Genomic DNA, 24,483 nt, shown 5'->3' on the forward strand with positions numbered 1-24,483 from the left:
GGCCGCACGGTGGGCGCCGGCGTGGTGTCGAAGATCCTGAAGTGATGCGGGTCCGGGCGGTGGCTTTCGGGCCCCTGTCCCCCGCCGGGAGCATCGGCTGATCCCGTTTGGGATATCGCGACAGGAAGGCCGCTCCGGACGGGGCGGCCTTTTTCTTTTGCGGGGCGCGGCCTTCCGGGGCTCTGCCCCGGACCCCGGGATATTGGAGCACGAAAGAAGCGGGGCAGGCCGCAGCCCGGATATCGGCGCGCAAAAGGCACCGGCCGGAGCGGTTTCGTGCTATCCTTTCGCCAGCCGGCAAAGGGAGAGGACCATGACCGAACGCAGGAAGGCTTCCGATTTCCATCCCCGCATCCTCGAGATCTTCGACGGCTATGTGCATGGCCGAATCAGCAAGCGCGATTTCATGGTGCAGGCGGCGCAGTTCGCCACGGCCGGGATGACCGCCGCCGCGATCTTCGAGGCGCTGAGGCCGAATTACGCCCTGGCTCAGCAGGTGCCGCCCGATGATCCTGCCATCGCGACCGAGACCGCAAGCTATGACAGCCCTGAGGGCAACGGCCGCATCAGCGGGCTGATGGCACGGCCGGCCGGGGCGCAGGGCAAGCTGCCCGCCGTGCTGGTGGTGCACGAAAACCGCGGGCTCAACCCCTATATCGAGGATGTGGTGCGCCGGCTCGGCAAGGCCGGCTACCTGGCCTTCGGGCCGGACGGGCTGAGTTCGCTGGGCGGCTATCCCGGCAATGACGACGAGGGGCGCGAGATGCAGGCCAGCCTCGACCCGGCCAGGCTGATGGAGGATTTCTTCGCCGCCCATGAATTCCTGCGCGACCATGCCGATTCGACCGGCAAGATCGGCGCAGTCGGCTTCTGCTATGGCGGCGGGGTCTGCAACGCATTGGCGGTGGCCTATCCCGAGCTTGCCGCCTCGGTGCCCTTCTACGGCCGCCAGCCCCGTCCCGAGGAGGTAGCGCAGATCCAGGCGCCGCTGATGCTGCATTACGCCGAGAACGACGAGCGCGTGAACGAGGGCTGGCCCGCCTATGAGGCGGCGCTGAAACAGCATGGCAAGGAATACCAGGCATTCTTCTATCCCGGCACCCAGCACGGTTTCCACAACGATACCACACCGCGCTATGACAAGGCGGCGGCGGAACTCGCCTGGCAGCGGACGCTGGATTTCTTTGCTGAAAAGCTCTCCTGACGCGATCTGTCAGCAGGGCGGGGCGATCCTGGCCGGGAAAGGAGATTTCGCATGATCGACCATATCGGATTTCCCGTCTCGGACCTCGACCGTTCGCGCGCTTTCTACGACCGGGCGCTGGCGCCCCTGGGCGTCGAGCTGCTGATGGAGGTGACCGAGGAGATGACCGGCGGCCATGGCGCGCATCTGGGCTATGGTCGCGACGGCAAGCCGTTCTTCTGGATCGGCAGCGGCCAGCCGGCTGGCGCGGGCACCCATGTCGCCTTTGCCGCGCCCGACCGGGCGACCGTGGACGCCTTTCATGCCGCGGCGCTGGCTGCGGGCGGGCGCGACAATGGCGCGCCGGGACTGCGGCCGGAATACCATCCGGGTTACTACGGCGCCTTCGTCCTCGACCCTGACGGCAACAATATCGAGGCCGTCCATCACGGAGAACCGTCATGACCCTCTATCACGGTTCCTGCTTCTGCGGCGGCGTCCGCTTCGAGGCCGAGGGCGACCTGTCGCAGGGCACCATGCGCTGCAATTGCCGCTTCTGCCGCAAGATGCGCTATTGGGAGATGCGCCTGCCCGACCCGGAACGGTTCCGCATCACCCATGGCGCCGAGATGCTGGCCGAAACCCCGCGCCGGCAGCAGGACGGCGTGGACATGCATCACCTGTTCTGCGCGCGCTGCGGCACGAGGCTGTGGACCGAGGGCGATCTGGAGGAGATGGGCGGACGCTTCATCCAGGTCTGCGTCAGCGCGCTGGACGACGTGCCCGAGGCCGAACTGATCGCCGCCCCGGTCTTTTACGCAGACGGGGCGCATGACGCCTGGTGGAACCCGGCACCCGAGACCCGGCACCTGTAACCCGGCCTTAACCGCGACAAGGACCGAACGCGCCTTCACCGTTTTCCAAATACTCCGGGGGAGCCCCGCAGGGGCGGGGGCGGAGCCCCCCTCCCGCGCCCCCATGCCAATCGCCACCCACGGTTGCCTCGCCGGCGAAATCCGGCTATGGTGCCTGCCGCAGCAGAGGAGAACGGTGTCATGGACAACTCGCAGATCTGACCTTTCACGGACGGATTGATGAGGATTCCCATGACGGCCCACTTCCTTGATGCGGCTTCGCCCCATCCCATGCGCTTTCCCGACGGCACCCTGAACCGGGGGCTGGCGCATCTGAACCGGGTGATCGACCATCCGAATATCGAGATCGGCGATTTCACCTATGCCAGCAGTTTCGACCCTCCCGACGACTGGGCGGCGCGGCTGGCGCCCTATACCTATGCCGGCGCGCCCGAGCGGCTGGTGATCGGGCGCTTTTGCCAGATCGCCGACCGGGTGCGGATCATCACCGCCTCGGCCAATCATCCGATGGCCGGGATCTCGACCTATCCCTTTGCGATCTTCGACCATGCGCGGGTGGGCGATTACATCGACCAGATCAGCGGCTTGCCGGATACGGTGATCGGCCACGATGTCTGGATCGGCGACGGCGCCACCATCCTGCCCGGCGCCCGGATCGGCAGCGGCGTCATCATCGGCGCCGGCGCGGTGGTGGGCGGCGTGGTGCCGGATTACGCCGTGGTCGCCGGCAACCCGGCCCGCGTCATGCGGATGCGCTTCGACGATGCCACCATCGCCCGGCTTCTGGCGTTGCAATGGTGGCACTGGCCGCCGGCGCGGATTTCCCGCGCCACCGCCGCGCTGGCCCGGGCCGATGTTGCGGCGCTTGAGGAACTGGCCGCCTGAGGCGGTCCGACGAAACGAACCGGGCAAAGGCCCGGACTGATGCGAATGAGGTCTACGATGTTCAGCTGGTTCGAGCGCCGGCTTGATCCCTATCCCGCCGATCCGCCGCAGATGCCGCCGCAAGGGCTGTGGCGGTTCATCCTGCATTTCTCGCGCGGGGCCGAGGGCTACATGCTGGCCATGGCCGCCTGCTCGGCCATGATCGCTGTGGTCGAGGTGGTGCTGTTCGGCTATCTGGGCGAACTTGTGAACCGGCTGGCCGGGGCCGATCGCGAGAACTTCTGGGCCATCGAGGGTAACCGGCTGATCCTGATGGGGGCGCTGCTGGTGATCGGCCTGCCGCTGTTGCAGGTGCTGTTCTCGCTGCTCATGCACCAGACGCTGATGGGCAATTTCCCGCAGCGCATCCGCTGGCAGGCGCATCGCTACCTGCTGCGCCAGTCGATGAGCTATTTCCAGGACGAGTTCGCCGGCCGCATCGCCACCAAGCTGATGCAGACCGCACTGGCGGTGCGCGAAGTGGCGATGAAGTTCATGGACGTGCTGACCTATGTCTGCGTCTATTTCATCGGCGCCCTGGTGCTGGCGGCCTCGACCGACGGCTGGCTGGCGATTCCCTTCGCCGGCTGGGGCATCCTCTACGGGCTTCTGCTGTGGTGGCTGATCCCGCGCATCGGCCGCATCAGCGAGGCGCAGGCCGATGCCCGCGCGGTGATGACCGGCCGGGTGGTGGACAGCTATACCAACATCTCGACGGTCAAGCTGTTCTCGCATAGTTCGCGCGAGGAGTCCTATGTCCGCGAGAGCATGGACGGGTTTTTGCAAACCGTGCACGGGCAGATGCGTCTGGCCTCGATCCAGAACATCCTGCTGTCCACGCTCAATTCGCTGCTGACCTTTTCCGTGACGGTGCTGGGGCTGTGGCTCTGGGTCGGTGGCGAGGTTGAGGTCGGCGCGGTCGCGGTGGCGATCCCGCTGGCGCTGCGTCTGGGCAACATGTCGCATTGGATCATGTGGGAATTCGCCACGCTGTTCGAGAACATCGGCACGGTGCGCGACGGCATCGGCTCGCTGTCGCTGCCGCGCATGGTGACCGATGCGCGCGGTGCGCGGCCGCTGGCGGTGCCCGAGGGCCGGGTCGAGTTCAGCCATGTCACCTTCCGCTATGGCGAGCAGGCTCGACCGGGCCGCGGCGCGGTGCTGGACAATCTGAGCCTGACCATCGCCCCGGGCGAGCGGATCGGCCTGGTCGGGCGCTCGGGCGCCGGGAAATCGACGCTGGTGAACCTGATGCTGCGGTTTCACGACCTCGAATCGGGCGAGATCCTGATCGATGGCCAGGACATCTCGCAGGTCACGCAGGAGAGCCTGCGCGCCGCCATCGGGGTGGTGACGCAGGACACCTCGCTTCTGCACCGCTCGATCCGCGACAACATTGCCTATGGCCGCCCCGACGCCTCCGAGGCCGAGATCCTGCGCGCGGCGGAACTGGCCGAGGCGGATTTCATCGCCACCCTGACCGATTCGCAGGGCAGGCAGGGGCTCGACGCCCATGTCGGCGAACGCGGGGTCAAGCTTTCGGGCGGCCAGCGCCAGCGCATCGCCATTGCCCGGGTGCTGCTGAAGGACGCGCCGATCCTGGTGCTGGACGAGGCGACCAGCGCGCTGGACAGCGAGGTCGAGGCGGCGATCCAGTCGCAACTCGACATGCTGATGCAGGGCAAGACGGTGATCGCCATCGCGCACCGGCTCTCGACCATCGCCCGCATGGACCGGCTGGTGGTGATGGAGCGGGGCCGCATCGTCGAGCAAGGCACGCATGAGGCGCTGCTGGCGCAAGGCGGCATCTATGCGGGCCTTTGGGCGCGGCAGTCGGGCGGGTTTCTTGAGGCCGAGTGATCTTCCCTCTTGAACCGCGCCCGCAGCTGCCGTAATCAGCAGCGCGGCCTAGGGGTATAGCTCAGTTGGTAGAGCATCGGTCTCCAAAACCGAGGGTCGGGGGTTCGAGTCCCTCTGCCCCTGCCAGCCGCTTTCCCTGTCATGCCGCGTGCCCGATCCCGCCGAGATCCCATGGCCCTGAGCATACATCTGGGGGCGCACAAGACCGCCTCGACCCATCTGCAATATTCCCTGCGTCAGGTGCGGGACCGGCTGGCCGAGGCCGGGCTGGCCTATATCGATCCCAACATGCTGCGCGGCGAGCCTCTGCCCTTGTCGCTGATCCTGGCGCAGGGCATCGGCGGCCCCGGCGAGGCCGAGGCACGGCAGATCTTGCAGGATCTGCGCGGAGGCTGTCCCGACCTGTTGATCTCGGAAGAAAACATCCTGGGCCTGACCCATCGCAGCAGGCTGTTTTCCCGTGTGGGCGAGGTCTATCCCCGCGCGACCCAGCGGCTGCGGCATGTCATCGCGCTGGCGGGCGGCGGGCCGGCGGTGCTGTATCTGTCGCTGCGCGATCCGGCGTCGTTCATCGTCTCGGCCTTTGCGCTACAGGTCGCCGGGGGCAAGGAGCTCGACCTCGATGCCTATCTGTGCGGGCGGGATCCGGCCCGGGCCGTCTGGGCGGGGCTGGTCGGGCGCCTGGCGGCGATCGAGGAGGTCTCGCGCATCGTGCTGTGGCGATACGAGGATTATCCGGCGCTGCGCCCGCGGCTGCTGGAGCGGCTGCTGCCGGCCGGCCTTGCCGCCGAGGTGCCCGATCCGCCGCCCGCGAATGTCAGCCTGACGCAGACCGGCTACGAATGGCTGCTGCGCCGCGCCATGTCCGGGCAGGACCTCGACCTGCGGGTCCTGGCCCGGCGCGCGCGCCAACGGTTCCCGCCCGCCGCCGGCCATGCGCCGCTGCGCCTTCTCGATGACGAGACCTATGCCCGCTCGGCCAGCAGCTACGCGCAGGATATCGCCGCCCTGCGCGCCATGCCGCGGGTCGAGGTGCTGGAGCCCTGATCGGCCACCGTCATATCGGTGCTTGAAATACCGGCCGGCGCAGGCTATCTGACCCGCTGCAAGACCGAAGGAAAAGCCATGGCCAACCCCGTCCAGTTCATCAGCCAGGTCCGTACCGAGCTTGGCAAGATCACCTGGCCCACCCGCCGCGAGGTGGTGACGACCACCATCATGGTCTTCATCATGGCGACGCTGGCCTCGATCTTTTTCTTCCTCGTCGACCTGCTTATCAAGACCGGCCTTTCGGCCGTGATCCATCTCGTCGGCAGCTAGGGACTTGCATTGAAGGGCGGGGGGCGCTATGTCCGCCCGACCTGCCCGTGATACGGCGTGCATCGATTCGGTCGTGCGCGCCGATTTCAATTTGGCTGGCGCTTGCGGAAATTGCGCAGGATCCGGTCGGGGCGGACAAGGAATTCAATGGGTTGGCCTGTGTCGGCCCGGAAGGAAGCAGGGGTCGATCGAGACATGGCAAAGCGTTGGTATTCGGTCAGCGTCCTGTCGAACTTTGAAAAGAAGGTCGCCGAGGCGATTCGTCAGGCTGTGGTCGAAAAGGGTCTCGAGGACCAGATCGACGAGGTGCTGGTCCCGACCGAGGAAGTGATCGAGATCCGCCGCGGCAAGAAGGTCACGTCCGAGCGCCGCTTCATGCCCGGCTACGTGCTGGTGCGCATGGAGCTGTCGGACAGGACCTATCACCTGGTGAACTCGATCAACCGCGTCACCGGCTTCCTGGGCGCCCAGGGCAAGCCGATGCCGATGCGCGACGACGAGGTGAACGCGATCCTGCATCGCACCGGTGAGGGCGGGGCCGAGGTGGCGCCGCGCAACCTGATCCGGTTCGACGTGGGCGAAAAGGTGAACGTGACCGACGGGCCCTTCGAGGGCTTCTCGGGCATGGTCGAGGAAGTGGACGAGGCCGCGAACCGCATCAAGGTCACGGTGTCCATCTTCGGCCGTCCGACGCCGGTGGAACTGGAATTCACGCAGGTCGCCAAGACCGCGTGATCGTCTGCGGGAGGCGCCGGTCCTTCGGGATACAGCCGCACCGCTAAGTCGGCCCCATGGCCCAATTTCGGTCGGGGCGTGATGATAAGGAGAGGGCCAGATGGCCAAGAAAGTTGTCGGCAGCCTCAAGCTGCAAATCAAGGCGGGTCAGGCGAACCCGTCTCCGCCCGTCGGCCCGGCCCTGGGTCAGCGCGGCATCAACATCATGGAGTTCTGCAAGGCGTTCAACGCCAAGACGCAGGAGATGGAGCAGGGCGCCCCTGTTCCGGTCGTGATCACCTATTACGCCGACAAATCCTTCACCTTCGAGACCAAGACGCCCCCGGCCTCGTTCCTGCTGAAGAAGGCCGCCGGCCTGAAGCCGGTCGGCAAGCGCAACCGCGCCAAGGGTTCGGAAAAGCCCGGTCGCCAGACCGCCGGCACCGTGACCGCCAAGCAGGTCCGCGAGATCGCCGAAGCCAAGATGAAGGACCTGTCCGCGAACGACGTCGAAGCCGCGATGCAGATCATCCTGGGCTCGGCGCGTTCGATCGGCATCGAGGTGAAAGGCTAAGCCATGGCTAAACTGTCGAAAAAACAAGCCGCGGCCCGTGCCGCCTTCGCCGGCAAGTCGAATCTCGCCATCGAGGAAGCCGTCAAGCTGGTCAAGGAAAACGCCAGCGCGAAATTCGACGAGACCGTCGAGATCGCGATGAACCTGGGCGTCGATCCTCGCCATGCCGACCAGATGGTCCGCGGCGTCGTCACCCTGCCGAACGGCACCGGCAAGGACGTGCGCGTCGCCGTCTTCGCCCGCGGCCCCAAGGCTGACGAGGCGAAGGCCGCCGGCGCCGAGATCGTCGGTGCGGAAGACCTGATGGAGACGATCCAGTCGGGCAAGATCGAGTTCGACCGCTGCATCGCCACCCCGGACATGATGCCGCTGGTCGGCCGTCTGGGCAAGATCCTGGGCCCGCGCAACCTGATGCCGAACCCCAAGGTCGGCACGGTGACGATGGACGTGAAGGCCGCCGTCGAAGCCGCCAAGGGCGGCGAGGTGCAGTTCAAGGCCGAGAAGGCCGGCGTGGTCCATGCCGGCGTCGGCAAGGCTTCGTTCGAGATCGAGAAGCTGGCCGAGAACATTCGCGCCTTCGTGGACGCGGTGAACCGGGCCAAGCCCTCGGGCGCCAAGGGCACCTATGTGAAGAAGGTCTCGATCAGCTCGACCATGGGTCCGGGCGTGTCGCTGGACCTGTCTTCGACCGCCGCGCAATAAGCGGCAAGAATTTCGCCGGCATCCTTTGACAGGGGGTCGGCGGATGGCGGGGCAGCGATGCCCCGTCCTGTCCGAGACGGAGGGTGTCGGGAAACCGGCTTAATCGTCCTTCCTGAGATGGGATCAAGACCATTTTCCGGGCTTCGCTCCGGGTGATCTTGGGACCGTCACGGACCCGTCCTGACGCTGTTCGGGCGTCGGGAAAGTGAGAGCCGGGGGGAAACCCCCAACTTGGAGTGAAACCGTGGATAGAGCGCAAAAAGAACAGGTGGTCGAAGAACTCGGCCAGATCTTTGAAGCCTCTGGCGTCGTGGTGGTTGCCCGCTACGAGGGAATGACGGTTGCCCAGATGCAGGACCTGCGCGCGCAGATGCGCGAAGCTGGCGGGTCCGTTCGCGTTGCCAAGAACAGGCTCGCCAAGATCGCCCTGGATGGGAAGCCTTGCGCAAGCATCGCCGACTATCTGACGGGTATGACCGTGCTCGCCTTCTCCGAGGACCCGGTGGCTGCCGCCAAGGTCGCGGACAAGTACGCCAAGGGGAACGACAAGTTCGTGATCCTGGGCGGTGCGATGGGCGACACGGCGCTTGACCCGGCCGGTGTGAAGGCCGTGGCCCAGATGCCGTCGCGCGAGGAGCTTATCGCTTCGATCGTGTCCTGCATCGGTGCCCCTGCTTCCAACATCGCGGGCGCGATCGGCGCACCTGCCAGCAACATCGCGGGCATCCTCTCGACTCTGGAAGAGCGCGAGGCCGCCTGAGGCAATCCCGATTCCGTCGTGGGGTTGAAACCCCGACGTTGGAACACTTAATGGAAAGAACGGAAAAATGGCTGATCTGAAGAAACTCGCCGAAGAAATCGTGGGCCTGACCCTGCTGGAAGCCCAGGAACTGAAGAACATCCTGAAAGACGAATACGGCATCGAGCCCGCCGCCGGCGGCGCCGTGATGGTTGCCGGCCCGGCCGCTGGCCCGGCTGAAGCCGCCGAAGAGAAAACCGAATTCGACGTCGTCCTGGTCGACGCCGGCGCCAACAAGATCAACGTGATCAAGGAAGTGCGCGGCATCACCGGCCTGGGCCTGAAAGAAGCCAAGGATCTGGTCGAAGCCGGCGGCAAGGTGAAAGAGGGTGCCTCGAAAGCCGACGCCGAAGAAATGAAGAAGAAGCTCGAAGCGGCTGGCGCCAAGGTCGAGCTGAAGTAATTGGCCGTTTCGGCCGATTGATTTCGGAAGAAATGGGCAGGGTCCGGGGTTTCCCGGTCCCTGCCGAACCTGTCTTGAAGGACGGTTTCGCAAGCAGACCTTCCTTCAGGGCATGTTCGGGGTTCGGGAGCCGTGCGGTGGGACGCGCGGCACGAATGGAACCCCGCCCCTCATTCGCCGCCTTGCGCCGCCCGGGCCCCGACGGTCTGCGCAAGCGAAAGACGAAAGGTAAGACCCTCTATGGCGCAAGCTTATGTCGGCCAGAAACGCATCCGGCGTTACTATGGCAATATCCGCGAAGTTCTGGAGATGCCGAACCTGATCGAGGTTCAGAAATCCTCCTATGACCTGTTCCTGCGCTCCGGCGACGCCGAGGGTCACCAGGACGGTGAGGGCATCCAGGGCGTCTTCCAGTCGGTGTTCCCGATCAAGGACTTCAACGAGACCGCCACGCTCGAGTTCGTGAAATACGAGCTGGAAAAGCCGAAATACGACGTGGACGAGTGCCAGAGCCGCGACATGACCTATGCCGCGCCGCTGAAGGTGACGCTGCGTCTGATCGTGTTCGATGTCGATGAGACCACCGGCGCCAAATCGGTCAAGGACATCAAGGAGCAGGACGTCTACATGGGCGACATGCCCCTGATGACGCAGAACGGGACGTTCATCGTGAACGGGACCGAGCGCGTCGTGGTGTCGCAGATGCACCGCTCGCCCGGCGTGTTCTTCGACCATGACCGCGGCAAGACCCACAGCTCGGGCAAGCTGCTGTTCGCCTGCCGCATCATTCCCTATCGCGGCTCGTGGCTCGACTTCGAATTCGACGCCAAGGACCTGGTCTTCGCGCGCATCGACCGTCGCCGGAAACTGCCGGTTACGACGCTGCTCTATGCGCTCGGCATGGACCAGGAGGGCATCATGGATGCCTTCTACAATACCGTGGACTACACGCTGCAGCGCGCCGGCAAGGGGCAGGCCGCTGGCTGGGTCACGAAATTCTTCCCCGAGCGCGTACGCGGCACCCGCCCGAGCTTCGACCTGGTGAACGCCGAGACCGGCGAGATCATCACCAAGGCCGGCGACAAGGTGACGCCGCGCCTGGTCAAGCAGCTTGGCGAAAAGGGCGACATCAACCTGCTGCTGCCCTTTGAGAAGATCATCGGCCGTTTCGTCGCGAAAGACATCATCAACGAGCAGACCGGCCTGATCTATGCCGAGGCCGGCGACGAGATCACCGTCGAATACGACCGCGACGGCGAGATTTCGGGCGGCTTGCTCAAGGTGCTTCTGGACAACGGCATCGAGGACATCCCGGTCCTCGACATCGACCATGTCAATGTCGGCCCCTATATCCGCAACACCATGGCCGCGGACAAGAACATGAGCCGCGACGGCGCGCTGATGGATATCTACCGCGTCATGCGCCCGGGCGAGCCGCCGACCGTCGAGGCTGCCTCGGCGCTGTTCGACAGCCTGTTCTTCGACAGCGAGCGTTACGACCTTTCCGCCGTGGGCCGCGTCAAGATGAACATGCGCCTTGACCTCGATGCGCCGGACACTCAGCGCACCCTGCGCAAGGAGGACATCATCGCCTGTATCCGCGGCCTCGTGGAACTGCGCGACGGCAAGGGCGAGATCGACGACATCGACCACCTCGGCAACCGCCGGGTACGCTCGGTCGGCGAGCTGATGGAGAACCAGTATCGCATCGGCCTGCTGCGCATGGAGCGGGCGATCCGCGAGCGCATGTCCGGCGTCGAGATCGACACGGTGATGCCGCAGGACCTGATCAACGCCAAGCCGGCGGCGGCGGCGGTGCGCGAGTTCTTCGGTTCCTCGCAGCTGTCGCAGTTCATGGACCAGACCAACCCGCTGTCGGAAGTCACCCACAAGCGTCGCCTCTCGGCGCTTGGCCCGGGCGGCCTGACCCGCGAGCGTGCCGGCTTCGAGGTCCGCGACGTGCACCCGACCCATTACGGCCGGATGTGCCCGATCGAAACCCCGGAAGGCCAGAACATCGGCCTGATCAACTCGCTGGCCACCTTTGCCCGCGTGAACAAATACGGCTTCATCGAGACCCCCTATCGCAAGGTGGTCGAGGGCAAGGTGACCGACGACGTGGTCTACATGTCCGCGACCGAGGAGATGCGCCACACCATCGCCCAGGCCAACGCGACGCTGGACGAAAACGGCAAGTTCGTGGACGAGCTGGTCTCGACCCGCCAGGCCGGCGACTTCATGCTGAATCCGGTCGAGGCCGTGGACCTGATCGACGTGTCGCCGAAACAGCTGGTTTCGGTCGCGGCGGCGCTGATCCCCTTCCTTGAGAATGACGACGCCAACCGCGCGCTGATGGGCTCGAACATGCAGCGTCAGGCGGTTCCGCTGCTGCGGGCCGAGGCGCCGTTCGTCGGCACCGGCATGGAAGCGACCGTGGCGCGCGATTCCGGCGCCGCGATCATGGCGCGCCGGGGCGGCATCATCGACCAGGTCGATGCGCAGCGGATCGTTATCCGCGCGACCGAGGATCTGGGCGCCGGCGACGCCGGCGTGGACATCTATCGCCTGCGCAAGTTCAAGCGTTCCAACCAGTCCTCGACCATCAACCAGCGCCCGCTGGTCAAGGTGGGCGACCGCGTGGTCAAGGGCCAGGTCGTGGCCGACGGTCCCTCGACCGACCAGGGCGAACTCGCCATCGGCCGCAACGTGGTCGTGGCCTTCATGCCCTGGAACGGCTACAACTACGAGGACTCGATCCTGATCTCGGAGCGGATCCACCGCGACGACGTGTTCACCTCGATCCATATCGACGAATACGAAGTGGCGGCTCGCGACACCAAGCTGGGCCCGGAAGAGATCACCCGCGACATCCCGAACGTCGGCGAGGAGGCGCTGCGCAACCTCGACGAGGCGGGCATCGTCTATATCGGTGCGGAAGTGGGTCCGGGCGATATCCTGGTCGGGAAGATCACCCCGAAGGGTGAATCGCCGATGACGCCGGAAGAAAAGCTGCTGCGCGCCATCTTCGGCGAAAAGGCCAGCGATGTGCGCGATACCTCGCTGCGCCTGCCGCCGGGCGCCTATGGCACCATCGTCGAGGTCCGGGTGTTCAACCGCCACGGCGTCGACAAGGACGAGCGCGCGTTGCAGATCGAGCGCGAGGAAGTCGAGCGTCTGGCCCGCGACCGCGACGACGAGCTGGCGATCCTGGAGCGCAACATCTATGCGCGCCTGAAATCGCTGATCATGGGCAAGGAAGTCGTCAAGGGGCCGAAGGGTATCCGCGCCGGCGCCATGGTGGACGAGGATCTGCTGGGACAGCTCAGCCGTGGCCAGTGGTGGCAGCTTGCCGTCGCCGACGAGGAGACCGCCAAGGAGGTCGAGGCGCTGAACCAGCAGTTCGACGCCCAGAAACGTGCGCTGGACAACCGTTTCGACGACAAGGTCGAAAAGGTGCGCCAAGGCGACGACCTGCCCCCGGGCGTGATGAAGATGGTCAAGGTCTTCGTCGCGGTGAAGCGCAAGCTGCAAGCCGGCGACAAGATGGCCGGTCGTCACGGCAACAAGGGCGTGGTCTCCAAGGTGGTTCCCATCGAGGACATGCCGTTCCTCTCGGACGGCACCCCGGTCGACCTGGTGCTGAACCCGCTGGGCGTGCCCTCGCGGATGAACGTCGGGCAGATCCTGGAGACGCATATGGGCTGGGCCTCGCGCGGGCTGGGCATCAAGATCGACGAGGCGCTGCAGGACTATCGCCGCAACGGCGACATGTCCCCGGTGCGCGAGGCGATGCGGAACGGCTATGGCGACGACTTCTATGCCGAGACCTTCGAGGGCATGGATGACGAGACCCTGCTGGAGCATGCCGATGCGGTGCGCGGCGGCGTTCCCATCGCCACGCCGGTCTTCGACGGCGCGAAAGAGGCGGATGTGAACGACGCGCTGCGCCGTGCGGGCTTCGACACCTCGGGCCAGTCCATCGTCTTCGACGGCCGCACCGGCGAGCAGTTCGCCCGCCCGGTCACGGTCGGGATGAAGTACGTCCTGAAGCTGCACCACCTTGTCGATGACAAGATGCATGCCCGCTCGACCGGTCCCTACAGCCTCGTGACCCAGCAGCCGCTGGGCGGCAAGGCGCAGTTCGGCGGTCAGCGTCTGGGTGAGATGGAGGTCTGGGCCCTTGAGGCTTACGGCGCCGCCTATACCCTGCAAGAGATGCTGACGGTCAAGTCGGACGACGTGGCCGGCCGGACCAAGGTCTATGAGAGCATCGTCAAGGGCGAGGACAATTTCGAGGCCGGCGTGCCGGAATCGTTCAACGTTCTGGTCAAGGAGGTCCGGGGTCTGGGCCTCAACATGGAACTCCTGGATGCGGAGGACGAGGAGTGACGGATCGCTCCGGGGGTGCGCCGAGGCGCATCCCGCCGATCCGTTGCCACGTCCCCCGCGCCCCTCATTAGGATTTGAAAATGAACCAGGAACTTGCCACCAACCCCCTGAACCCTCTGGCTGCGCCGCGGCAGTTCGACGAAATCAAGATCTCGCTGGCCTCGCCCGAGGAAATCCTCGCCTGGTCCTATGGCGAGGTGAAGAAGCCCGAGACCATCAACTACCGCACGTTCAAGCCCGAGCGTGACGGCCTGTTTTGCGCGCGCATCTTTGGCCCGATCAAGGATTACGAATGCCTCTGCGGCAAATACAAGCGCATGAAGTATCGCGGTCTGGTCTGCGAGAAATGCGGTGTTGAAGTCACGCTGCAAAAGGTCCGGCGCGAGCGCATGGGCCATATCGAGCTGGCCGCCCCGGTCGCGCATATCTGGTTCCTCAAGTCGCTGCCCTCGCGCATCGGCTTGATGCTGGACATGACGCTGCGCGATCTTGAGCGCATCCTGTATTTCGAGAACTACGTCGTCATCGAGCCGGGTTTGACGGATCTCTCCTATGGCCAGTTGCTGACCGAGGAGGAATTCCTCGACGCGCAGGACCAGTATGGCGCCGACGCCTTCACCGCCAATATCGGCGCCGAGGCGATCCGCGAGATGCTGGCCAATATCGACCTGGCCGCCACCGCTGAGCAGCTGCGGGAGGAGCTGAAAGAGGCGACCGGCGAGCTGAAGCCGAAGAAGATCATCAAGCGTCTGAAGATCGTCGAGAGCTTCCTGGAATCGGGCAACCGTCCCGAATGGATGGTGCTGACCGTCATTCCGGTCATCCCGCCGGAACTGCGTCCGCTGGTGCCGCTGGACGGCGGCCGCTTCGCGACCTCGGACCTGAACGACCTCTATCGTCGCGTCATCAACCGGAACAACCGCCTGAAGCGGCTGATCGAGCTGCGCGCCCCCGACATCATCGTCCGCAACGAAAAGCGGATGCTGCAAGAATCGGTCGATGCGCTGTTCGACAACGGCCGCCGTGGCCGCGTCATCACCGGCAACAACAAGCGTCCGCTGAAATCGCTGTCGGACATGCTGAAGGGCAAGCAGGGCCGCTTCCGGCAGAACCTTCTGGGGAAACGGGTCGACTTCTCGGGCCGTTCCGTGATCGTGACCGGTCCCGAGCTGAAGCTGCACCAGTGCGGCCTGCCGAAGAAGATGGCGCTGGAGCTGTTCAAGCCCTTCATCTATTCGCGGCTTGAGGCGAAGGGTCTGTCGTCCACCGTCAAGCAGGCCAAGAAGCTGGTCGAGAAAGAGCGTCCCGAGGTCTGGGACATCCTGGACGAGGTGATCCGTGAGCATCCGGTGCTGCTGAACCGCGCGCCGACGCTGCACCGTCTGGGCATCCAGGCGTTCGAACCGATCCTGATCGAGGGCAAGGCGATCCAGCTGCACCCGCTGGTCTGCTCGGCCTTCAACGCCGATTTCGACGGCGACCAGATGGCCGTGCACGTCCCGCTGTCGCTTGAGGCACAGCTGGAAGCCCGCGTCCTGATGATGTCGACGAACAACGTGCTGTCGCCCGCCAACGGCGCGCCGATCATCGTGCCGTCGCAGGACATGGTCCTTGGTCTTTACTACACGACCATGGAGCGCGAGGGCATGAAGGGCGAGGGCATGGTCTTTGCCAACCTCGAGGAGGTGGAACACGCGCTGGCTTCCGGCGCGGTGCATCTGCATGCCCGCATCACCGCCCGCCTGCCGCAGATCGACGAGAACGGCAACGAGGTCATCAAGCGCTTCGAGACCACGCCGGGCCGGATCCGTCTGGGCGCGCTGTTGCCCAAGAACGCCAAGGCGCCCTTCGAGCTGGTGAACCGCCTGCTGCGCAAGAAGGACATCCAGAACGTCATCGACACCGTCTACCGCTACTGCGGCCAGAAGGAATCGGTGATCTTCTGCGACCAGATCATGGGCCTGGGCTTCCGCGAGGCGTTCCGTGCCGGCATCTCCTTCGGCAAGGACGACATGGTCGTGCCGCCGACGAAATGGGACCTGGTCGAGGAAACCCAGGACCAGGTGAAGCAGTTCGAGCAACAGTATCTGGACGGCCTGATCACCCAGGGCGAGAAATACAACAAGGTCGTCGATGCCTGGTCGAAATGTAACGACCGGGTCACCGACGCCATGATGAAGACCATCTCGGCCACGAAGAAGGACGAGACCGGCGCCGAACTGGAACCGAACTCGGTCTATATGATGGCGCATTCGGGCGCCCGGGGCTCGGTCAGCCAGATGAAGCAGCTGGGCGGCATGCGCGGCCTGATGGCCAAGCCGAATGGCGAGATCATCGAGACGCCGATCATCTCGAACTTCAAGGAAGGCCTGACCGTTCTTGAATACTTCAACTCGACCCACGGCGCGCGGAAAGGCCTGTCCGACACCGCTCTGAAGACGGCGAACTCGGGTTACCTGACCCGCCGTCTGGTGGACGTGGCGCAGGACTGCATCATCCGCGAGCATGATTGTGGCACCGACCGGGCGATCACCGCCTCGGCGGCGGTCAACGACGGCGAGGTGGTCAGCCCGCTTTCCGAGCGTGTGCTGGGCCGCGTCGCGGCCGATGACGTGCTGGTGCCGGGCGAGGATGTCGTGATCGTTCGCAAGAACGAGCTGATCGACGAGCGCAAGGCCGACGAGATCGAGCAGGCCGGCGTACAGTCGGTCCGCATCCGCTCGGCCCTGACCTGCGAGTCGGACGATGGTGTCTGCGCGCTTTGCTATGGCCGCGACCTGGCCCGCGGCACGCTGGTCAATATCGGCGAGGCGGTCGGCATCATCGCCGCCCAGTCCATCGGCGAACCGGGGACGCAGCTGACCATGCGGACCTTCCACATCGGCGGCATCGCCCAGGGTGGCCAGCAATCCTTCATCGCCGCGGCGCAGGAGGGCACGGTGGCTTTCGAGAACGAAAGCACGCTGGAAAACGCCAATGGCGAGCTGATCGTGATGAGCCGCAACATGCAGCTGCACATCAAGGGCGCGGCGGGCGACACGCTGGCCAGCCACAAGCTGTTCTACGGCTCGAAACTGTTCGTGCGCGAAGGCGATGCCGTGGCGCGCGGCCAGAAGATGTTCGAATGGGACCCCTATACCCTGCCGATCATCGCCGAGAAGGCCGGTGTCGCGAAATATGTCGATCTGTTGTCGGGGATCTCGGTCCGCGACGAGACCGACGACGCGACCGGCATGACGCAGAAGATCGTGACGGACTGGCGCTCGGCCCCGAAAGGCAACGAGCTGAAGCCCGAGATCATCATCGTCGATGCCGATGGCGAGCCGGTGCGCAACGAACAGGGCAACCCGGTCACCTATCCGATGTCGGTCGACGCCATCCTGTCGGTCGAGGACGGGCAGGAGATCAAGGCCGGCGACGTGGTGGCGCGGATCCCGCGCGAAGGCGCCAAGACCAAGGACATCACCGGGGGTCTGCCCCGCGTGGCGGAGCTGTTCGAGGCCCGTCGTCCCAAGGACCACGCCATCATCGCCGAGATCGACGGCTATGTGCGCTTCGGCAAGGACTACAAGAACAAGCGCCGCATCGCCATCGAGCCCGCCGACGACACGCTGGAGCCGGTCGAATACATGGTGCCGAAAGGCAAGCACATCCCGGTGCAGGAAGGCGACTTCGTGCAGAAGGGCGACTACATCATGGACGGCAACCCGGCGCCGCATGACATCCTGCGCATCATGGGGATCGAGGCGCTTGCCGACTATCTCATCGATGAGGTGCAGGACGTCTACCGGCTGCAAGGCGTGAAGATCAACGACAAGCATATCGAAGTGATCGTCCGCCAGATGTTGCAGAAGATCGAGATCACCGACAGCGGCGACACCACGCTGCTGAAGGGCGAGCATGTCGACCGCGACGAGTTCGAGGAGGAGAACGCCAAGATCGAAGCCAAGGGCGGCCGTCCGGCCACCGGCGAGCCGGTGCTGCTGGGCATCACCAAGGCGTCGCTGCAAACCCGCAGCTTCATCTCGGCCGCCTCGTTCCAGGAGACGACCCGCGTGCTGACCGAGGCCGCCGTCCAGGGCAAGCGCGACAAGCTGGTCGGTCTCAAGGAAAACGTCATCGTCGGCCGGCTGATCCCGGCCGGCACCGGCGGGGCCACGGCCCGCGTGCGCCGCATCGCGACCGAGCGCGACCATGAGGTGATCGAGGCCCGCCGCGCCGAGGCGGAAGCCGCCGCTGCGCTGATCGCGCCGGAGGACAGCCCGGCCGAGGTCGGCGGCGACGAGTGATCGCCGTGTGAAGCGAATGGGAAAGGCCCGGCAGCGATGCCGGGCCTTTTTGCTGCCGGGGCAGGGGCGGTCGCGCTCCTCTCATCCACAGGTCGCGATTGCGCGGAATGCGGGCGCAGGATAACGATGACGGGCCGAAGGGCGGTCGGAGCGTTTGCGGGGGTGGTTTCATGCGCGCGGCAGTCAATCAGAAAACTCGCATCACGATCTTGCGGCTCTGGGGCCTGGTGCTGCTGCCAGCCGCCCTGCTGATCAATCCCGTCCTTGGGTTGGAAGAGATCGGACATGAGGCCGTGGAATCGCTCGGCCTTCTGCTGTTGCTGGCGGGCGTGCTCGGCCGGTTCTGGTCGATCCTCTATGTCGGCGGCGTCGAGAACCGGCGGGTGCTGCGGGACGGGCCCTATTCGATGACCCGCAACCCGCTGTATTTCTTTTCCACCGTGGCGGCGACCGGCATCGGGCTGATGTTCGGTGCCGTCAGCTTCGCATTGCTGATCGGCGGCACGGTCGGGCTGATCCTCTGGATCGCCGCGCGGCGCGAGGCCGCTTACCTGTCGCGGCGTTTCGGCGCGGAATACGACGCCTATGCGGCGCGCACGCCGTTCTTCCTGCCCGATCCGCGGCAGTTCCGCGCCGGGCGACCTGCGCGGTTCGACGCGGCCACGCTGCGCCGCAACCTGTTCGAGACGCTCGTCCTTCTGAGCTTCATTCCCATTGTCGAGATGGCGGATCAGCTGAAGCCGAGCCTCGGCTGGTCGCGCATCGCGCTTTGGTGATCCCCCGCCCCTCCATCAGATCGCGCAGCCAGAGCCGCCATGCAAACACCCGACCTGCCCACCCCCAGCGCGCCGGCCTTGGCCCAATGCCCGGGCATGCCCGATCCGCAACGGGGCCATGCCGACAACCTGCGCGGTTCTGCGCTGATGATGCTCAGCATGGCGGCCTTTACCTGCAACGATGCGCTGATGAAGGCGGTGACCCAGAGCCTGCCGCTCTATGAGTCCATCGCCATCCGCGGCGGCCTGGTGCTGCTGGTCATGGTGCTGATCGCGCGGGCGCAGGGCGGCATCCGCCTGAAGGTGCCGCGCGAGGATGTCTGGCCGCTGGCGCTGCGCACGGTGGCGGATGTCATCTCGACCGTGCTTTACCTGCTGGCGCTGCGGCAGATGGCGCTGGCCGACATCTCGGCGATCATGCAGGCGCTGCCGCTGGCGGTGACGCTGGCGGCGGCGCTGTTCTTTCGCGAAAGGCTGGGCTGGCGCCGGCTTCTGGCCATCGGCATCGGCTTTCTGGGGGTGCTGCTGATCCTGCGGCCGGGAACCGGCGCCTTTGACCTGTGGTCGGCGGTCGGGCTGGCGGCGATGCTGCTGATCGTGCTGCGCGATCTGGCGACGCGGACATTCTCGCCCGGGGTCAGCTCCTCTGCCATCGCCTTTTACGCGGCGCTGGCCGTGATGGCGTCGGGCTTCGTGCTGGGCTGGTCCGAAAGCTGGCGCGTCCCGACCGTGGCGGAGTTTTCGCTGCTGGCGATGGCGGCGCTGTTTCTGACCGTGGGCTATATCACCGCCGTCGCCACCATGCGGGTGGGCGAGATTTCGGTCGTCGCGCCCTTCCGCTACAGCTCGCTGGTCTGGGCGGTGGTGCTGGGGCTGGCGATCTTTGGCGAATGGCCGGATCTCTGGACCTGGGCCGGGTCGGCGCTGGTGGTGGGGGCGGGGATCTATACCATCCTGCGCGAGCGGCAATTGCACGGGAGGGGCTGATGCGGGTGCAGATGCTGGGCCTGTGCCGGTTCTCCTATCTGGGTGGGCGCGGCTTTCAGGTGATGCACGAGACGTTGGAGCAGCGGCGGGCCTTTCTTTACGATCCCGAGCGGCTGGCCCGGCGCTGGTTCTGGTTCGAGAACGTCACCCTGCCCGGGCTGCTGGCCCAGGCCGATCCGGATTTCACCCTGGTGCTGATGACCGGGCCGGACCTGCCCGAGCCCTGGCTGTCGCGGCTGCGCGAGTTGACCGGGATCATGCCCCAGGCCCGGCTGGAGCTGATCCCGCCGATGGAGAAGCATCTGGATGCCTGCCTGGCCGCCACCGCGCCGCATATCGAGCCCGATGCCGATGTGGTCGGCCATTTCCGCCAGGATGACGACGATGCCGTGGCCATCGACTATATCCGCGATGCGCGGCGGGATTTCGCGGCAATGCATCCGCTGTGGGAGCGGCGCCGGCGGCTGTCCTGCGACTATTCCCGCGGGCTGGTGCTGAAGGCGACGCAGGACGGCATCTCGGTCGAGCCGCGGATGATCCATAACGCCGTGGCCGGGCTGACCGTCTATCTACCGCCCGATGCGCAACGCAGCGTGATGCATTTCCCGCATTGGAAGATCGGCCTGTCGATGCCCGGGGTGACGCTGCCCGGCAAGGTGATGTTCGTCCGTTTCCTGAACCACGACAACGACTCGGGCGCGATCGGCGCCAGCTATCCCTGGGACGGCGACCCGGCCGGATGGGCCGGGCTGCTGGCCGAGCGGTTCCGCATCGACCTGGAGACGCTGGACCGCGCCGCCCGCGATTTCGGCCTGCCCGGCGCCGACCGGCCGCGCTGGGGCATGTGAAGGGTATGGGCGGGATGTCCTGCCCCCGGTCCGGTTCCGGGGGGTTGTTGACTCACCCCCGGTTTGCCCATATACGCCGTTCACCCGTCAGGAATCTGATCGGGGCCCAGAACCTCTGTGGTCATGATCCGGGCCGGAATGCCCCGATCCTCTGGTAATTCAACCCGTCCTCCCTCTCTCGGGGATAGGATGGGTTCTGGCGTTTCACGATGGGCGTGATTCGCCGTCGAGAAGTGGCGCAGCCGGTGGCTGCGAGTATTGACGAAAGCAAGACGGGGAACCGAATGCCGACGATCCAACAGCTGATCCGCAAACCGCGGCAGCCCAAGGTGCAGCGCTCGAAGTCGCAGCACCTGCAATCCTGCCCGCAGAAGCGGGGCGTATGCACGCGCGTCTATACCACGACGCCGAAGAAGCCGAACTCGGCTATGCGGAAGGTGGCCAAGGTCCGCCTGACGAATGGTTTCGAGGTGATCTCCTACATTCCGGGCGAAAAGCACAACCTGCAAGAGCATTCGGTGGTGCTGATCCGCGGCGGTCGGGTGAAAGACCTTCCGGGTGTCCGCTACCACATCCTGCGCGGTGTGCTGGATACCCAGGGCGTCAAAGACCGTCGCCAGCGTCGTTCGAAATACGGCGCGAAGCGTCCGAAGTAAGGAGATCCGCATATGTCTCGTCGTCACGCCGCTGAGAAGCGCGAAGTCCTGCCCGACGCCAAATATGGCGATCGCGTGCTGACCAAATTCATGAACAACCTGATGATCGACGGCAAGAAATCGGTTGCCGAACGCATCGTCTACAACGCCCTCGACCGCGTCCAGGGCAAGCTGAAGCGCGAGCCGATCGAAGTCTTCCACGAAGCCCTCGACAACGTGAAGCCCTCGGTCGAAGTGCGCTCGCGCCGCGTCGGCGGTGCCACCTACCAGGTTCCGGTCGAGGTCCGTCCGTCGCGCCGCGAAGCCCTGGCGATCCGCTGGCTGATCGACGCTTCGAAAAAGCGCAACGAGCACACCATGGAAGAGCGCCTCGCGGGCGAGCTGGCCGATGCCGTGAATGGCCGCGGCACCGCCGTCAAGAAGCGTGAGGACACGCATAAGATGGCCGACGCCAACAAGGCGTTCAGCCACTACCGCTGGTAACCGGAAGGAAGGCCCTTAATGGCACGCGAATATCCGCTGGAGCGCTACCGGAACTTCGGGATCATGGCCCATATCGACGCGGGCAAGACCACGACGACCGAGCGGATCCTGTTCTATACCGGCAAGAACCACAAGATGGGCGAGACGCACGAAGGTGCGTCCACCATGGACTGGATGGAGCAGGAAGCCGAGCGCGGCATCACCATCACCTCGGCGGCGACCACCACCTTCTGGCAGCGCCACGAGGATGCGGACTTCACCCCCGATGATTCTGAGCGCTGCCGCTTCAACATCATCGACACCCCCGGCCACGTGGACTTCACCATCGAGGTCGAGCGTTCGCTGGCGGTGCTGGACGGCGCGATCTGCCTTCTGGACGGCAATGCCGGCGTCGAGCCGCAGACCGAGACGGTGTGGCGCCAGGCCGACCGCTACAAGGTTCCGCGGATCGTCTTCGTCAACAAGATGGACAAGATCGGCGCCGATTTCTTCAAATGCGTCGCCATGATCAAGGACCGTACCGGCGGCACGCCTTGCCCGATCGCCCTGCCGATCGGCGCCGAGGATAAGCTGGAAGGCATCGTCGACCTGATCAAGATGGAAGAATGGGTCTGGAAGGGCGAGGACCTGGGTGCCTCGTGGATCCGCCAGCCCATCCGTGAGGAGCTTCAGGACGTTGCCGAGGAATGGCGCGGCAAGATGATCGAGCTCGCCGTCGAACAGGACGACGAGGCGATGGAAGCCTATCTGGAAGGCAACGAGCCCGACGAGGAAACGCTGCGCAAGCTGATCCGCAAGGGCACGCTGTCGCTGTCCTTCTTCCCGGTCATGGCCGGCTCGGCCTTCAAGAACAAGGGCGTGCAGCCGCTGCTGAACGCGGTGGTGGACTTCCTGCCGGCGCCGACCGACGTTCCCGCCTATCTGGGCTTTGCCCCGGGCGACGAGACCGAGACCCGCAACATCGAGCGTTCCGCCTCGGACGACCAACCCTTCTCGGCGCTGGCGTTCAAGATCATGAACGACCCCTTCGTCGGCTCGCTGACCTTCACGCGCATCTATTCGGGCGCGCTGAAGAAGGGCGACCAGATGATGAACTCGACCAAGGGCAAGCGCGAGCGCGTCGGCCGGATGATGGTCATGCACGCCATCAACCGTGAGGAGATCGAGGAAGCCTTCGCCGGCGACATCATCGCGCTGGCCGGCCTGAAGGAAACCACGACGGGCGACACGCTCTGCGATCCGGCCAAGCCGGTGGTCCTGGAAACCATGACCTTCCCCGAGCCGGTGATCGAGATCGCCGTCGAGCCGAAGTCGAAGGCCGACCAGGAGAAGATGGGCCTTGCCCTGCAACGCCTGGCCGCCGAGGATCCGTCCTTCCGCGTCGAGACCGACCTGGAATCGGGCCAGACCATCATGAAGGGCATGGGCGAGCTTCACCTCGACATCCTGGTCGACCGCATGAAGCGCGAGTTCAAGGTCGAGGCGAATATCGGCGCCCCGCAGGTGGCCTATCGCGAAACCATCTCGCAGCCGGCCGAGATCGACTACACGCACAAGAAACAGACCGGTGGTACCGGCCAGTTCGCGCGCGTGAAGCTGCAGATCGAGCCGACCCAGCCGGGCGAGGGCTACTCGTTCGAATCGAAGATCGTCGGCGGTGCGGTGCCCAAGGAATACATCCCGGGCGTCGAGAAGGGCATCAAGTCCGTCATGGACTCGGGTCCGCTGGCCGGCTTCCCGGTGATCGATTTCAAGGTGGCGCTGATCGACGGTGCCTTCCACGACGTCGACTCCTCGGTCCTGGCCTTCGAGATCGCGGCGCGTGCCGCCATGCGCGAAGGTCTGAAGAAGGCGGGCGCCAAGCTGCTCGAGCCGATCATGCGCGTCGAGGTGGTGACGCCGGAGGAGTATACCGGCTCGATCATCGGCGACCTGACCAGCCGTCGCGGCATGGTCCGCGGCCAGGACTCGCGCGGCAATGCGAACGTCATCGACGCCTTCGTGCCGCTGGCCAACATGTTCGGCTATATCAACAACTTGCGTTCGATGTCCTCGGGCCGCGCGGTGTTCACGATGCAGTTCGACCATTACGAGGCCGTGCCGCAGAACATCTCGGACGAGATCCAGAAGAAATACGCGTAATCCCGGCGGTGCGTGGGCGACCGCGCACCCTACCAACCCCGTAGGGTGCGTGGCTGCACGCACCGTCAACATAAGGAGCCATGCCCATGGCAAAGGCAAAGTTTGAACGGACGAAACCGCACGTCAACATCGGGACGATCGGTCACGTTGACCACGGCAAGACGACGCTGACGGCTGCGATCACGAAGTATTTCGGTGAATTCAAGGCCTATGACCAGATTGACGGCGCCCCCGAGGAGCGTGCGCGGGGCATCACCATCTCGACCGCGCATGTGGAATACGAGTCGGAGAACCGTCACTACGCGCACGTGGACTGCCCCGGCCACGCCGACTACGTGAAGAACATGATCACCGGCGCGGCGCAGATGGACGGGGCGATCCTGGTGGTGAACGCCGCCGACGGCCCGATGCCGCAGACCCGCGAGCACATCCTGCTGGGCCGCCAGGTCGGCATCCCCTACATGGTGGTCTACCTGAACAAGGTCGACCAGGTGGACGACCCGGAGCTTCTGGAACTGGTCGAGATGGAAGTGCGCGAGCTTCTGTCCTCCTACGACTA

21 protein-coding genes and 1 tRNA gene are annotated in these 24,483 nt (G+C 65.2%); all 22 read left to right on the forward strand.

Annotated features, from left to right (window positions below):
• The first annotated feature begins 313 nt into the window (after positions 1-313).
• Positions 314-1,204, forward strand: coding sequence for a YghX family hydrolase (gene yghX / locus AQY21_RS22135; RefSeq protein ID WP_058099759.1), 891 nt, complete (start codon positions 314-316; stop codon positions 1,202-1,204).
• 51 nt (positions 1,205-1,255) lie between these two features.
• The gene (locus AQY21_RS22140; protein WP_058099760.1) at positions 1,256-1,648 is read left to right on the forward strand and encodes a VOC family protein; all 393 of its coding nucleotides are present in this window, start codon (positions 1,256-1,258) and stop codon (positions 1,646-1,648) included.
• Entirely contained in the window at positions 1,645-2,058 is a 414-nt protein-coding gene (locus AQY21_RS22145) for a GFA family protein (RefSeq protein ID WP_058099761.1), read from the forward strand. Before AQY21_RS22140 ends, AQY21_RS22145 begins: the two co-directional genes overlap by 4 nt.
• A 231-nt stretch (positions 2,059-2,289) precedes the next feature.
• Positions 2,290-2,943, forward strand: a complete 654-nt coding sequence (locus AQY21_RS22150; protein ID WP_058099762.1) for a CatB-related O-acetyltransferase — start codon at positions 2,290-2,292, stop codon at positions 2,941-2,943.
• A 57-nt stretch (positions 2,944-3,000) separates the two neighbouring features.
• Positions 3,001-4,842, forward strand: a complete 1,842-nt coding sequence (locus AQY21_RS22155; RefSeq protein WP_058099763.1) for an ABC transporter ATP-binding protein — start codon at positions 3,001-3,003, stop codon at positions 4,840-4,842.
• 50 nt (positions 4,843-4,892) lie between these two features.
• Positions 4,893-4,968: transfer RNA gene (locus AQY21_RS22160), tRNA-Trp, on the forward strand.
• Between the two features lie 45 nt (positions 4,969-5,013).
• A complete protein-coding gene (locus tag AQY21_RS22165) occupies positions 5,014-5,889 on the forward strand; it encodes a hypothetical protein (RefSeq protein WP_058099764.1) in 876 nt (291 codons plus the stop codon).
• Between the two features lie 78 nt (positions 5,890-5,967).
• The gene (secE, locus tag AQY21_RS22170; protein WP_058099765.1) at positions 5,968-6,162 is read left to right on the forward strand and encodes a preprotein translocase subunit SecE; all 195 of its coding nucleotides are present in this window, start codon (positions 5,968-5,970) and stop codon (positions 6,160-6,162) included.
• A 195-nt stretch (positions 6,163-6,357) separates the two neighbouring features.
• Positions 6,358-6,897 carry a transcription termination/antitermination protein NusG gene (gene nusG / locus AQY21_RS22175; RefSeq protein ID WP_058099766.1) on the forward strand — a complete coding sequence of 180 codons (540 nt, stop codon included), beginning with the start codon at positions 6,358-6,360 and terminating at the stop codon, positions 6,895-6,897.
• Between the two features lie 100 nt (positions 6,898-6,997).
• Positions 6,998-7,450 (forward strand): 50S ribosomal protein L11, encoded by a 453-nt coding sequence (gene rplK, locus AQY21_RS22180; RefSeq protein WP_058099767.1) that lies wholly within the window; start codon positions 6,998-7,000, stop codon positions 7,448-7,450.
• A gap of 3 nt (positions 7,451-7,453) precedes the next feature.
• A complete protein-coding gene (rplA, locus tag AQY21_RS22185) occupies positions 7,454-8,152 on the forward strand; it encodes a 50S ribosomal protein L1 (protein ID WP_058099768.1) in 699 nt (232 codons plus the stop codon).
• Between the two features lie 244 nt (positions 8,153-8,396).
• Positions 8,397-8,912, forward strand: coding sequence for a 50S ribosomal protein L10 (rplJ, locus tag AQY21_RS22190; protein ID WP_058099769.1), 516 nt, complete (start codon positions 8,397-8,399; stop codon positions 8,910-8,912).
• Between the two features lie 67 nt (positions 8,913-8,979).
• Positions 8,980-9,354, forward strand: a complete 375-nt coding sequence (gene rplL / locus AQY21_RS22195; protein WP_011747091.1) for a 50S ribosomal protein L7/L12 — start codon at positions 8,980-8,982, stop codon at positions 9,352-9,354.
• 240 nt (positions 9,355-9,594) lie between these two features.
• Positions 9,595-13,743, forward strand: coding sequence for a DNA-directed RNA polymerase subunit beta (rpoB, locus tag AQY21_RS22200; RefSeq protein ID WP_058099770.1), 4,149 nt, complete (start codon positions 9,595-9,597; stop codon positions 13,741-13,743).
• An 80-nt stretch (positions 13,744-13,823) separates the two neighbouring features.
• Entirely contained in the window at positions 13,824-18,032 is a 4,209-nt protein-coding gene (gene rpoC / locus AQY21_RS22205; RefSeq protein ID WP_058099771.1) for a DNA-directed RNA polymerase subunit beta', read from the forward strand.
• Positions 18,033-18,202: 170 nt separating this feature from the next.
• On the forward strand, positions 18,203-18,808 hold the full coding sequence (locus AQY21_RS22210; RefSeq protein ID WP_058099772.1) for an isoprenylcysteine carboxylmethyltransferase family protein: 606 nt from the start codon (positions 18,203-18,205) through the stop codon (positions 18,806-18,808).
• A 39-nt stretch (positions 18,809-18,847) separates the two neighbouring features.
• Complete coding sequence (locus AQY21_RS22215; protein WP_238986877.1) at positions 18,848-19,795, forward strand: DMT family transporter; 948 nt, start codon at positions 18,848-18,850, stop codon at positions 19,793-19,795.
• Positions 19,795-20,643: a putative rhamnosyl transferase gene (locus tag AQY21_RS22220; protein WP_058099773.1), complete on the forward strand. Its 849-nt coding sequence runs from the start codon at positions 19,795-19,797 to the stop codon at positions 20,641-20,643. The genes AQY21_RS22215 and AQY21_RS22220 overlap by 1 nt, the downstream gene beginning before the upstream one ends.
• A gap of 284 nt (positions 20,644-20,927) precedes the next feature.
• Entirely contained in the window at positions 20,928-21,299 is a 372-nt protein-coding gene (gene rpsL / locus AQY21_RS22225) for a 30S ribosomal protein S12 (RefSeq protein WP_010399029.1), read from the forward strand.
• 12 nt (positions 21,300-21,311) lie between these two features.
• On the forward strand, positions 21,312-21,782 hold the full coding sequence (gene rpsG, locus AQY21_RS22230; RefSeq protein ID WP_011747098.1) for a 30S ribosomal protein S7: 471 nt from the start codon (positions 21,312-21,314) through the stop codon (positions 21,780-21,782).
• 18 nt (positions 21,783-21,800) lie between these two features.
• Positions 21,801-23,924 carry an elongation factor G gene (fusA, locus tag AQY21_RS22235; protein ID WP_058099774.1) on the forward strand — a complete coding sequence of 708 codons (2,124 nt, stop codon included), beginning with the start codon at positions 21,801-21,803 and terminating at the stop codon, positions 23,922-23,924.
• Positions 23,925-24,010: 86 nt separating this feature from the next.
• The coding region (locus AQY21_RS22240; protein ID WP_152988323.1) for a GTP-binding protein at positions 24,011-24,483 on the forward strand (473 nt) is incomplete at its 3' end.

It is taken from the genome of Paracoccus sp. MKU1 (genome assembly GCF_001447385.1).
Classification (GTDB): domain Bacteria; phylum Pseudomonadota; class Alphaproteobacteria; order Rhodobacterales; family Rhodobacteraceae; genus Paracoccus.

What these genes read in the sequence shown, in the direction of transcription:
- yghX (WP_058099759.1), top strand. Translation starts at nt 314, where the DNA reads ATGACCGAACGCAGGAAGGCTTCCGATTTCCATCCCCGCATCCTCGAG.
- AQY21_RS22140 (WP_058099760.1), top strand. Translation starts at nt 1,256, where the DNA reads ATGATCGACCATATCGGATTTCCCGTCTCGGACCTCGACCGTTCGCGC.
- AQY21_RS22145 (WP_058099761.1), top strand. Translation starts at nt 1,645, where the DNA reads ATGACCCTCTATCACGGTTCCTGCTTCTGCGGCGGCGTCCGCTTCGAG.
- AQY21_RS22150 (WP_058099762.1), top strand. Translation starts at nt 2,290, where the DNA reads ATGACGGCCCACTTCCTTGATGCGGCTTCGCCCCATCCCATGCGCTTT.
- AQY21_RS22155 (WP_058099763.1), top strand. Translation starts at nt 3,001, where the DNA reads ATGTTCAGCTGGTTCGAGCGCCGGCTTGATCCCTATCCCGCCGATCCG.
- AQY21_RS22165 (WP_058099764.1), top strand. Translation starts at nt 5,014, where the DNA reads ATGGCCCTGAGCATACATCTGGGGGCGCACAAGACCGCCTCGACCCAT.
- secE (WP_058099765.1), top strand. Translation starts at nt 5,968, where the DNA reads ATGGCCAACCCCGTCCAGTTCATCAGCCAGGTCCGTACCGAGCTTGGC.
- nusG (WP_058099766.1), top strand. Translation starts at nt 6,358, where the DNA reads ATGGCAAAGCGTTGGTATTCGGTCAGCGTCCTGTCGAACTTTGAAAAG.
- rplK (WP_058099767.1), top strand. Translation starts at nt 6,998, where the DNA reads ATGGCCAAGAAAGTTGTCGGCAGCCTCAAGCTGCAAATCAAGGCGGGT.
- rplA (WP_058099768.1), top strand. Translation starts at nt 7,454, where the DNA reads ATGGCTAAACTGTCGAAAAAACAAGCCGCGGCCCGTGCCGCCTTCGCC.
- rplL (WP_011747091.1), top strand. Translation starts at nt 8,980, where the DNA reads ATGGCTGATCTGAAGAAACTCGCCGAAGAAATCGTGGGCCTGACCCTG.
- rpoB (WP_058099770.1), top strand. Translation starts at nt 9,595, where the DNA reads ATGGCGCAAGCTTATGTCGGCCAGAAACGCATCCGGCGTTACTATGGC.
- rpoC (WP_058099771.1), top strand. Translation starts at nt 13,824, where the DNA reads ATGAACCAGGAACTTGCCACCAACCCCCTGAACCCTCTGGCTGCGCCG.
- AQY21_RS22210 (WP_058099772.1), top strand. Translation starts at nt 18,203, where the DNA reads ATGCGCGCGGCAGTCAATCAGAAAACTCGCATCACGATCTTGCGGCTC.
- AQY21_RS22215 (WP_238986877.1), top strand. Translation starts at nt 18,848, where the DNA reads ATGCAAACACCCGACCTGCCCACCCCCAGCGCGCCGGCCTTGGCCCAA.
- AQY21_RS22220 (WP_058099773.1), top strand. Translation starts at nt 19,795, where the DNA reads ATGCGGGTGCAGATGCTGGGCCTGTGCCGGTTCTCCTATCTGGGTGGG.
- rpsL (WP_010399029.1), top strand. Translation starts at nt 20,928, where the DNA reads ATGCCGACGATCCAACAGCTGATCCGCAAACCGCGGCAGCCCAAGGTG.
- rpsG (WP_011747098.1), top strand. Translation starts at nt 21,312, where the DNA reads ATGTCTCGTCGTCACGCCGCTGAGAAGCGCGAAGTCCTGCCCGACGCC.
- fusA (WP_058099774.1), top strand. Translation starts at nt 21,801, where the DNA reads ATGGCACGCGAATATCCGCTGGAGCGCTACCGGAACTTCGGGATCATG.